General features: G+C 31.4%; 11 protein-coding genes. 10 read left to right on the forward strand and 1 reads right to left on the reverse strand.

The genetic code is table 11. From position 1 onward, the window contains the following. Positions 1-25 precede the first annotated feature (25 nt). On the forward strand, positions 26-538 hold the full coding sequence (locus B2X73_RS00210; protein WP_286494948.1) for a thioredoxin family protein: 513 nt from the start codon (positions 26-28) through the stop codon (positions 536-538). A 36-nt stretch (positions 539-574) separates the two neighbouring features. Here B2X73_RS00210 and B2X73_RS00215 read toward each other — a convergent pair whose 3' ends face one another. Further along, positions 575-1,270: an ATP-binding cassette domain-containing protein gene (locus tag B2X73_RS00215; RefSeq protein ID WP_219034021.1), complete on the reverse strand. Its 696-nt coding sequence runs from the start codon at positions 1,268-1,270 to the stop codon at positions 575-577. A 243-nt stretch (positions 1,271-1,513) separates the two neighbouring features. On the opposite strand from B2X73_RS00215, the gene B2X73_RS00220 reads away from it, so the two are divergent. From B2X73_RS00220 to B2X73_RS00260, 9 genes are all read left to right on the forward strand, one after another. Then, on the forward strand, positions 1,514-2,335 hold the full coding sequence (locus B2X73_RS00220; RefSeq protein WP_219034020.1) for a prephenate dehydratase: 822 nt from the start codon (positions 1,514-1,516) through the stop codon (positions 2,333-2,335). Then, the gene (locus tag B2X73_RS00225; RefSeq protein WP_286494949.1) at positions 2,332-3,474 is read left to right on the forward strand and encodes a pyridoxal phosphate-dependent aminotransferase; all 1,143 of its coding nucleotides are present in this window, start codon (positions 2,332-2,334) and stop codon (positions 3,472-3,474) included. The genes B2X73_RS00220 and B2X73_RS00225 overlap by 4 nt, the downstream gene beginning before the upstream one ends. After that, the gene (locus B2X73_RS00230; protein ID WP_286494950.1) at positions 3,471-4,319 is read left to right on the forward strand and encodes a prephenate dehydrogenase; all 849 of its coding nucleotides are present in this window, start codon (positions 3,471-3,473) and stop codon (positions 4,317-4,319) included. Before B2X73_RS00225 ends, B2X73_RS00230 begins: the two co-directional genes overlap by 4 nt. Positions 4,320-4,365: 46 nt before the next feature. Then, the gene (locus tag B2X73_RS00235) at positions 4,366-5,445 is read left to right on the forward strand and encodes a bifunctional 3-deoxy-7-phosphoheptulonate synthase/chorismate mutase type II (RefSeq protein WP_115002148.1); all 1,080 of its coding nucleotides are present in this window, start codon (positions 4,366-4,368) and stop codon (positions 5,443-5,445) included. A gap of 6 nt (positions 5,446-5,451) precedes the next feature. After that, on the forward strand, positions 5,452-6,372 hold the full coding sequence (gene rsgA, locus B2X73_RS00240) for a ribosome small subunit-dependent GTPase A (protein ID WP_291048011.1): 921 nt from the start codon (positions 5,452-5,454) through the stop codon (positions 6,370-6,372). 103 nt (positions 6,373-6,475) lie between these two features. Beyond that, positions 6,476-6,748, forward strand: a complete 273-nt coding sequence (locus B2X73_RS00245) for a hypothetical protein (protein WP_221854400.1) — start codon at positions 6,476-6,478, stop codon at positions 6,746-6,748. A gap of 134 nt (positions 6,749-6,882) precedes the next feature. Further along, positions 6,883-7,332, forward strand: coding sequence for a D-aminoacyl-tRNA deacylase (gene dtd, locus B2X73_RS00250; protein ID WP_115002146.1), 450 nt, complete (start codon positions 6,883-6,885; stop codon positions 7,330-7,332). 19 nt (positions 7,333-7,351) lie between these two features. After that, positions 7,352-9,244, forward strand: a complete 1,893-nt coding sequence (locus tag B2X73_RS00255) for a DUF3857 domain-containing protein (RefSeq protein ID WP_291059784.1) — start codon at positions 7,352-7,354, stop codon at positions 9,242-9,244. 7 nt (positions 9,245-9,251) lie between these two features. Next, on the forward strand, positions 9,252-11,261 hold a 2,010-nt coding region (locus B2X73_RS00260; RefSeq protein WP_291095424.1), incomplete at its 3' end, for a DUF3857 domain-containing protein.

Genomic DNA, 11,261 nt, shown 5'->3' on the forward strand with positions numbered 1-11,261 from the left:
TACATTTACTTAAATACTTATTACAATGAAATTAAAAGCCTTAATCGTAAGTTTTATGATTGCTTTCGCAGGAATCGTAAACGCGCAAACAGCAACAGAAATATTAACAAAAGCTCAAAATCAAGCGAAGGTTGAAAATAAAAATGTCTTTTTAATTTTTCATGCTTCTTGGTGCGGATGGTGTAAAAAGATGGAAAAAAATATGGACGATCCAGCTGTGAAACCATATTTTGATGCGAATTATGTCAAAACATTTATTACTGTACAAGAACGTGCAGAGAAGAAAAATTTAGAAACTCCTGGTGGAGATGCTATCAATGAGAAATTAGGAGGAAAAAATCAAGGTTTGCCTTTTTGGGTAATTTTAGATTCGACTGGAAAAGTTTTAGAAGATTCTCGCGTAAATGGAGAAAATCTTGGTGGTCCAGCTTCTGAAGAAGAAGTAAATCACTTGATTGCAAAACTTGAAAAAACAACGAAAAACGATAAAGTTGATCCAGAAAAAATCAAAGAAGTTTTTATCTTGAAAAAGAAATAATTCACAAAAAAATCCGCTCAATGGACGGATTTTTTTTTATTGTGTTAAAACATGAAAAGCTTCTTCCAAGTTTTTATATTGTCCTTTAAATTCTTCTATCGCTTGATCGGCTACAATTTTTCCTTTATTCAAGAGGATTACACGCGAACAAAGCGCTTCTACTTCTTGCATAATATGTGTCGAAAGTATCACCGTTTTTTCTTTTCCAATTTCTTTAATTACCTCTCTAATTTCAATAATTTGATTTGGATCCAAACCATTTGTAGGCTCATCTAAAATTAAAATTTCTGGGCTAGAAATAATCGCTTGCGCCAATCCAACACGCTGTTTATATCCTTTAGATAATTGATGAATTTTCTTATGTTTTTCTGGTGATAAACCTACTTTTTCAATGACTTCATCAATTTTTGATTTAGGCACATTTCGAATATTTGTTACAAATTCCAAATACTCTCTTACATACATATCCATGTACAATGGATTATTTTCTTGCAAAAATCCAATCAACTTTTTCGATTCAATTGGTTGCGTCGAAACATTAAAATCATTCACAGAAATTTCACCAGAATCTGCATTTATTGCATTGGTAATACTTTTCATCAATGTCGATTTTCCTGCTCCATTTGGTCCAAGTAAACCAACAACTTCGCCATTATTTATAGAAAACGAAACTTTGTCTAAAGCCATCTGTTCACCGTATTTTTTTACTAAATCTGTAATGATTATTCCCATTTGATGAAAAATTTTCGATAAAATTAGCAAAAAAGATTTGGATAACTGAAAAATTATTTTTTAGATTTGTAAAACAATTAGAAAAACGAAATGGCAACATTCAATTATTTTAACGCATTCTTTTTTTACTTTTTTGGATATTATCCAGGAGAGCAGGGACTGCGTTGTCAAAATTGATTGTTAACATTCATAATAAGATAATATAAAGTCCCGCAATTTGTGGGACTTTTTTTGTGGAAAAAAATGAAAGAAAGAGTTGCAATACAAGGTTACATTGGTTCATATCATCACGAAGCTGCCAATAATTATTTAGGAAATGACATCGAAATTGTAGAATGCGACACATTCAAAACTTTAGCAAAGTCGCTTGCAAAGGGAAAAGTTGAAAAAGCAATCATGGCAATTGAAAACACAATTGCTGGGGCAATTTTACCAAACTATGCATTGCTAACGAAATATAATTTGAAAGTTGTTGGAGAAATTTATTTATCAATTCAACATCAATTGATGGTAAAAAAAGGACAAACTTTAGATGATATAAAAGAAGTTCGTTCGCACCAAATGGCATTGTTACAATGTGATAAGTTCCTTGAAAAACATCCAACATGGCGCGTTGTAAATGATATCGACACTGCATTAACAGCCAAAGATATTATTGAGCAAGATTTGAATGATGTTGCTGCAATTGCCTCAAGAAAAGCGGCAGAAGTATATGGATTAGACATTTTAGCTTCAAGTATTCAGACGTTTCAAGATAATTTTACTCGCTTTTTTGTATTGCAACGCGAGCACAACGATTACGAAGATTTCAATAAAGTTTCGATGCGTTTTTCTGTTCCACATAAAGCTGGTGCTTTAGTAGATGTATTAAATCAAATTGCAGAATGTGGAATAAATATGGACAAAATACAATCTGTTCCGATTATTGAAAAACCTTGGGAATACTCTTTCCATATTGACATTACGTTCGAGCAAAAAGAACAATATTATGAATTGCTTGGAAAAATTGCAAGAAAGTTAACGGATTTAGAAATATTAGGCGAATATAAACTGGGGAAAAAATGATAGCAGAAGCCCAACGATTACAAAGTGTTCAAGAATATTATTTCTCGAAAAAATTACAAGAAATAGCGAACATGAAAACCGACATTCCAATCATTTCATTAGGAATTGGAAGTCCAGATTTACAACCTCATCCAGATGTGATCGAGGAATTAATCAAAAGTTCACGAAACGGAATCAATGGCTATCAAAGTTATCGCGGAATTCCAGAAATGCGCGAAGCAATGGCAAGTTTTTACAAAAACAAATTTGATGTAGACGCCAATCCTTCAACAGAAATTTTGCCACTTATGGGCTCTAAAGAAGGAATTATGCACATTTCGATGGCATTTTTGAATGAAGGTGATAAAGTTTTAATTCCAAATCCTGGATATCCAACTTATTCATCTGTTACAGAATTAGTGCAAGCAGAACCTTTATTCTACGATTTGAAAAATGAAAATGATTGGCTTCCAGATTTTGATCAGTTAGAAAAATTAGCCGAGCAAAAACCAAAAATTATGTGGCTCAATTATCCACATATGCCAACCGGAGCCAAAGCCCCAAAAGACGTTCTTAGAAAATTAGTAGAGTTTGCAACTCGTCACAATATCTTAATCGTAAATGATAATCCGTATAGTTTTATTTTGAACGATGAACCGACAAGCATCTTAGGAATTGAAGGTGCAAAAGATGTTTGTATCGAACTGAATTCATTAAGCAAAACCTTTAACATTGCAGGTTGGCGAGTAGGAATGGTGATTGGAAAAGAAAGTTTTATTAATTCTATTCTAAAAGTAAAGTCAAATATGGATTCGGGAATGAATTTTGCGATACAAAAAGCCGCGACAAAAGCTCTTTTAGTTGATGATTCTTGGTACGATGAATTAACAAAAATTTACGCAGAAAGACGAAGAATCATTTGGGAAATCGCTGATATTTTAAATGTAAAATATAATCCCAATGCAGCAGGAATGTTTATTTGGGCGAAGCTTCCAGAAGGAAAAGATGATAAAAAATTTATTGATGAAATTTTATACAATAAAAAAGTATTTATTACACCAGGAAGTATTTTCGGAAGCAATGGTGAAGGATTTATAAGATTTTCACTTTGCGCACCTGTCGAGAAGTTGATTGAAGTAAAGAGAAGATTAGAAGCATGAAAATAATTTCAGTAATCGGTTTAGGATTAATCGGAGGTTCTTTTGCTTTAGCATTAAAAAAAGTTGGTGTTGCCGAAAAAATAATCGGTGTTGATCAAAATATTGAACATCAAATTCAAGCTTTAGAATTAGGAATTGTGGATGAAATCGCTCCTTTGAATGAAGCACTTTCTCAATCAGATTTAGTAGTGATTGCGGTTCCAATTAATTCAATTCAAAAAGTTTTACCAGAGATTTTAGATCAAATTAATGATAAAACGATTGTAATGGACATGGGATCAACAAAAGCTGGAATTTGTAAAAAAGTTTTAAGTCATCCCAAAAGAAAACAATTTGTTGCCACACACCCAATCGCAGGAACGGAAAATTCTGGACCAAAAGCTGCTTTTCCTGAGTTGTTTTTAAACAAAGTTGCGATTTTGTGTGATATTGAAGAAAGCGAAAAAGAAGCAGTAAAAAAAGTAAGAAAAATTTATCAATCGCTCTGGATGAATGTTAAAACAATGACTTCGGAAGCGCATGATGCGCACATTGCGTACGTTTCTCATCTTTCGCACATTACATCTTTCGCTTTAGGACAAACAGTTTTGGAAGAAGAAAAGAATGAAGATGCAATTTTTGACATGGCTGGATCTGGTTTCGAATCTACGGTTCGTTTAGCAAAAAGTTCACCAGATATGTGGACACCAATTTTGATTCAGAATCGAGAAAATTTACTCAATGCTATTGATGCTTATCAAACTCAAATTTCTAAAATCAGAAAAATGATCGAAGAAAAAGACGCCGAAGATATTCATCAATATTTAAAAAACACAAACGACATACGTCGAATATTAAATAAATAATTACTCTCAAATAAAATAAATATTAAATCTTAAATTTGTAAATGTTATGGAAAACAATAACTGGATAAAAGAATACGATAAACCAATGATCATCGCTGGACCTTGTAGTGCAGAAAGTGAAAAACAAATGATGACAATCGCTGAAGATTTGGACAAAGATTATGTGCAAGTTTTCCGTGCGGGAATTTGGAAGCCTCGTACTAAACCAAATTGTTTCGAAGGAGTTGGTGCAATCGGATTAAACTGGTTGAAAAAAGTAAAAGACGAATTCGGAATGAAAATCGCAACTGAAATCGCCAATGCAAATCACGCAAAATTAGCGTTAGAATATGATGTTGACGTTTTATGGATTGGTGCTCGTTCTACGGTAAACCCTTTTACAGTACAAGAAATTGCTGAAGCTTTACGTGATACAGACAAAACAGTTTTGGTTAAAAATCCTGTAAATCCAGATTTAGATTTATGGATTGGTGCTTTGGAGCGTTTAGAAGGTCAAGGAATCAAAAACTTAGGTGCTATTCACCGTGGTTTTTCAACGTACAAAAAGACAAAATACCGTAACAATCCACAATGGCAAATTGCATTAGATTTCAAAAACAAATTACCAAACGTGCCAATTATTTGTGACCCATCACACATTTGCGGAAACAGAACAGGATTATTTGATGTTGCACAGCAAGCTTTCAACTTTGAATACAATGGATTGATGATCGAAACACACAATAATCCTGATGAAGCTTGGTCTGATGCAGCTCAACAAGTAACACCAGCTCGTTTATTAGAAATCTTAAAAGATTTAGAAATTCGTGTTTCTGATGATCCAGATGCAATTTACAAAACTGGAATTCAGAATTTACGTCATCAAATTGATGAATTAGATAACTCTATTTTAGATGCAATTGCTCAACGTATGAAAGTTGCAAACTCTATCGGAGAATTGAAAAAAGAACATAATGTGGCAGTTTTTCAGCCAGATCGTTGGAAACAAATCAAAGATAATTCTGTAAAAGCAGGAGTTTCTTTAGGTTTATCTGAAGATTTTGTTGACAAATTATTGCAAGCAATTCACCAAGAATCTGTTGCGCAACAAAACCAAATTATGGTAAAAAAAGAAGAAAAAATTTAAACAATATTGAAAGGAATTGTCATAAAATCTACTGGTAGTTGGTATCATCTTTTAACCGAAGATGGTGCAACCTATCAGGCAAGAATTAGGGGAAAATTTAGAATAGCCAATATCAAACATACCAATCCAATTGCTGTTGGAGATGAGGTTGAGTTTGAGATTGACAAAGATGATATTGCAGTCATTACAAAAATTCATGATCGCAAAAATTACATCATACGAAAATCTGTTAATCTATCCAAAAAAACGCATATTATTGCCTCTAACATTGATGTTGCTTTTTTGGTTGTAACGCTTTCTAATCCCAAAACTTCGTTTGGTTTTATTGACCGTTTTTTGATTACTGCCGAAGCTTATCATATTCCTGTTGTAATTTTATTCAACAAAATGGATTCATACACGGAAGATGAAATGGCTGAGTTAGAAATTTATAAATCAATTTACAATTCTATCGGTTACGAAAGTCTTGATATTTCTGCTGAAACTGGTCTAAATTTAGATCTTGTAAAAAATCGAATGAAAGATAAAGTGAGTTTGGTTTCGGGACATTCTGGCGTTGGAAAATCAACGTTGTTGAATACTTTAAACCCTGATTTGAACCTAAAAACGCACGAAGTTTCTGATTTTAATAGCAAAGGACAACATACCACAACTTTTGCACAGATGTACGAATGGCCTTTTGGAGGTTTCATTATCGATACGCCTGGAATTAAGGAATTTGGTTTGGTTCATATCGACAAAACCGAATTACAAGGTTATTTTCCTGAAATTTTAGAACTGAAACACAATTGTAAATTTGATAATTGTATTCACGTTAACGAGCCAAAATGTGCTGTACGTTATGCAGTAGAAATTGGTGAAATCGCAGTTTCTCGCTACGAAAATTATCTCACTTTTTTAGAAGAAGATATTTATACCGAAAAATAATAAAAAAGCCGTTTCTTATGAAATGGCTTTTTTATTTTCTCAAATTACGGTTTCACGTAAAAATAATTCAATTTCTCATTTTATTTTTGTTAAAATTAATTGAATGAGCAATTTATCCGTAAAAATCGCTTTAGATTTTGAGGAATGTACAAAGGAACAAAAAGAAAGATTTTTATTGCATTTAGAAGATTTAAATTGGAAACCATTAAATCCAAATAAATTGTGGATTGCTGAATTTGATAATTCTGAAAATAAAGAAAACAGAATAAAAAATATAGAACAAGAAATCATCAATGCAAAAAAAATGTCAAAGCTCTATGAGTTATATTATGCGATAATTGCAGATGAGGAAATCTATTTTAACCAACTAACTTAAACCTATAGCGATTGCTTTCTAAACTTAAATTACAACAAACGTTATAACACATTTAAAAGATGAGTTGTAACGTTTTTTTATTTGTTAATAATTTCTTAAATTCAAATCGATTTTAAATCAATAAAACTAGAATTATGCGAGTGATTTTACAGCGTGTGCAACATGCTTCTGTAATGGTAGATGGAGAAATAACAGGAAAAATTGAAAGCGGAATTTTGGCATTGGTTGGTTTTGAACCTGATGATACGAAGGAAGATTTTGAATGGATTTCGAAAAAAATAATTAAACTCCGAATTTTCAATGATGAAAATGATGTGATGAATTTGGATGTACAGCAAACAAATGGAGATATTTTGGTTGTGTCTCAATTTACGTTGCATGCGTCTACGAAAAAAGGAAATCGTCCGTCATATATCAAAGCGTCAAAACCGGACATAGCAAACGTACAATATGAAACATTTTTGAACGTTTTAGAATCAAATTTCAAACCTGTACAAAGAGGAATTTTTGGTGCAGATATGAAAGTCGAATTGTTGAATGATGGTCCTGTAACCATTTTTATCGATTCAAAAAATAAAGAATAACTTGATTAATAGATATTGAATGAAACAAACTCTACTTTTTTTAACTTTTTTGATTAGTTCATTTTCTTTTGCGCAAAACTATGCAGTTGATCAGATTCCAGACGATTTGATAAAAGATGCTTATGCTGTTGTGCGCAAAAACGAAGAAAAAATAGAACTTCTCAAAGTTGATGAACTAAAATATACGGAAGACGTTGTCGTAACAGTTTTGACTAAAGCAGGCGATAATTATGTTGGTGCGCAAGCGAATTATGATGCAAATACGAAAATTGACTTATTCGAGGCAACTTTGTATGATGCAAATGGAAAAGAAATTAAAAAATTCAAGACCAAAGATTTTGGTGACCAAAGTTATGTAACAGGTGGACAAATGTACACGGATGATCGCATCAAATATTTAAATTATACTCCAACAAATTATCCTTACACGATAAATTATAAAATTGTTACAACGAACAAAAATACACTTTGGATTCCGCGTTGGTCACCTATACGAGCAGCAAATTTATCAATCGAAAAATCGTCTTATCAATTTGTCAATAAAACATCTTCAACCATTCGATTGAAAGAAGATAATTTTAAAGGTTTTGACATTGCAAAAACAGGAAATAACAATAATTTGAGCTATTCATTAAACAATGTTTTGGCATTTAATGAAGAAGATCAAATGGTTGGAAGTCAAAAAATATTTCCTCGCGCTATTTTAGCTTCAAATCAAATCAATATCGATGGTGTTAAAGGAAATTTTGACAATTGGAATGATTACGGAAAATGGACTTTTGATAATTTAATTCGTACAAAATTAGATTTTACTCCAGCTCAAAAATCTGTTTTTCAAAATATGGTAAAAGAAGCAAAGTCGGATGAAGAAAAAGTTCAGATTTTGTACAAACATTTGCAAAATAAAGTTCGATATATTGGTGTACAACTGGGAATTGGAGGACTTTCGCCTTTTCCGAATTCTTATGTTGAGAGCAAAAGTTATGGCGATTGCAAAGCCTTATCTAATTATATGATTGGAATGTTAGATGCAGTGAATATCAAATCGTATCACACCATATTATTTGCTGGAAATCCAATTGATATTGATGAGCAAATGATGTATCAACAAGGAAATCACATGATTGTTTATATACCTCTAAATGGAAAAGATATTTGGTTAGAAGCAACAAGTCAAACAGCTCCTTATAATTATTTAGGTGATTTTGCAGGAAATAGAAAAGTATTAATTGTTGATGAAAAAGGCGGAAAAATTATTCCTTCACAACAATTCAAAACAGAAGATAATCAATTATTCGTGAATGGAAATGCAACACTTTTAGCAGATGGGACATTAAATTTTGATTTTTCTGAAACTTCCAAAGGTTTGATTTATGAGAATTTTGCAAGATTTAATCAATTAAGCGAGAAAGAACTTGATGTTCGTTTAAAAAATCGATTTTCTTACTTACAAGGAATATCATTCAAAAAGAAAGAATTTAATAATGATTGGAAAAATGCTGTTTTCACTTCAAATTTCGAGTTTTCAGCACCAAATTATGCTAAAATTCAAGGAAATAACATCATTCTGAATATTATTCCAGTGAATAAAGAAGAGACTTCTGTCAAAAAAATGAAAGATAGAAAGTTTGATTTCAACATCGAGACAGGATATGTTGACGAAGTTTCGTATACATTGACACTTCCTTCTGGTTATAAATTACCACAAAAATTTGATGCTATAATTGTGAAATCAGCTTTTGGTGAATATCAATTAGAAATCAATCCAAAAGAAAATAATGCATTCGAAATAAAACGTATTTACAAACAATTTTCAGGAACTTTCTCAAAAGAAAAATACAACGAATATGTAGAATTTAGAAGACAAATTTCGGGTTACGATAACACAAAACTACTTTTAGAAAAATTATAACACTAATATGAAAACAATATTTACGATTGTTGCGACAGTTGCAACCGTTTCGAGTTTTGCTCAAGATGTAAAATTTGGAAAACTATCTAAACAAGATTTCGAGAAAACAAAAAGTACAATTCAAGCTGACGCTCCTGCAGAAGTTTTATATGCTGACGGAAATTATAAAGTTAGTTTTAATACCAATCAAGGCGGTGTTGAGCAAACAAAGAAAGTTTTTTATAGAGTAATTGTTTTTGATAAGGATAAAACACCTGATGATGTTTTAAAAATAGAAATTCCTCTTTACAAAAGCTCAGGATCAGATCAAGATAAATTGATTACTTTAAAAGCGGTTACCTATAACCTTGAAAATGGAAAAATTATTGAACAAAAAGTTGAGAAAAAAGATATTTTCTTAGATAAAGTCCATCGTTTTATGGATAAACAAACGTTTACATTTCCAAATGTAAAAAATGGATCAATCTTAGAATATACATACGAAATTATTTCCCCTTTCTATGGAAATACTGATACGTGGTATTTTCAACAATCGATTCCTGTAGTTACGAGTAATTTCACGATGCAAAATCAAGAATATTTTAATTATCAACAAGATTTAAGAGGTGAATTTGCTCCTAAATTAACAAAAAATTCCAAAGAAGATACTTTTTCAACTACTTCTTTTGGAAACAGAGGTGTTACATCTTTTGGTGGAGATATGGGAAATCAAGGCGCGACATCAAGTAATCATAAATTAAAGATTGATACACAAACTTATTCATTAGTTAATTTACCTTCTTATTCTCGCGAAGCTTATGTGCTTAATCCGAGAAATATGTTAGCAAGTATTCAGTTTGAGTTAGCTTCTTTTGTGGTTCCCGGAAGAACCTCAGAAAATTTTTCTACAACTTGGGAACGTATTGGAAAAGATTTGATGGATCACGAAGAATTTGGTCGACAATTAAATGGAAATAACTTTTTAGATGAAACAGTAAACGCTACAATTGTTGGAAAATCTACAAATATTGAAAAAGCTCAAGCAATTTACAATTATGTAAAAAACAACATGGCTTGGAATGATTATTTAGGTCAATATACAGATAAAGGAATTCGAAAAGCATTTAACGAAAAATCTGGAAATTCAGCGGATATCAATCTTATGTTAACAGCTATGTTGCGTAAAGCTGGATTAGACGCAAATCCAATTGTTTTGAGTACGTTGCAAAATGGTTTAATCAATTATTCGTTTCCTTCACGTAGCAAATTGAATTATGTAATTGTTGGAGCAACAATAGATAATGAATTTTATTTAATGGATGCAACTGATAAAAATGCTCAAATTAATTTATTACCAATTCGAGCAATCAACGATCGTGGATTTATGGTAAATGAAAAAGGAATAAAAGAAGTTCCTCTTCGTAATTCGGTTATGACCAATGATAAAATATCAATTACGGCAGATTTAAAAGCTGATGGAAATTTGAAAGGTTTATTTTCTAATGTTCGTGATAATTATTTTTATATGTTTGATAAAAGTGAAATCGCAGATGATCCAAAAGCGTTTGAAAAAGAATTTGTAGAAGATTACAATTTTGAAATTTCAGAATTTAAAACACAAGATAACAAACAAAATGTAATTCGTCATCAATTCAAATTTGATGATGTAAAAGTAGATGTGGCTGGAAATAAAATATTATTCAATCCATTTTTATTTGTTGCGAATACAAAACATAATTTAAATCTAGATCAACGTAATTACAATATTGAGTTTGGTGCACCAACTACGAATACAAATACAATTAAAATTAAAATTCCAGAAGGTTACAAAGTCGAATCTTTACCAACTGAAAAGCAATTTACAATGCCTGATCAAGCTGGTGGATATGCATATAAAGTAATTGAAAAAGATGGTTTTATTATCGCTCAAGCCCAAAAAGTTATTCCATACAGTATTTTACCTGCACAATACTATAAACCATTGAAAGAATTTTTAACAAATATCATTAATGCAGAAAGTCAGCAAGTGATTTTGGTT

The organism is Empedobacter sp. UBA7252, from assembly GCF_002472765.1.
Taxonomy (GTDB): domain Bacteria; phylum Bacteroidota; class Bacteroidia; order Flavobacteriales; family Weeksellaceae; genus Empedobacter; species Empedobacter falsenii_B.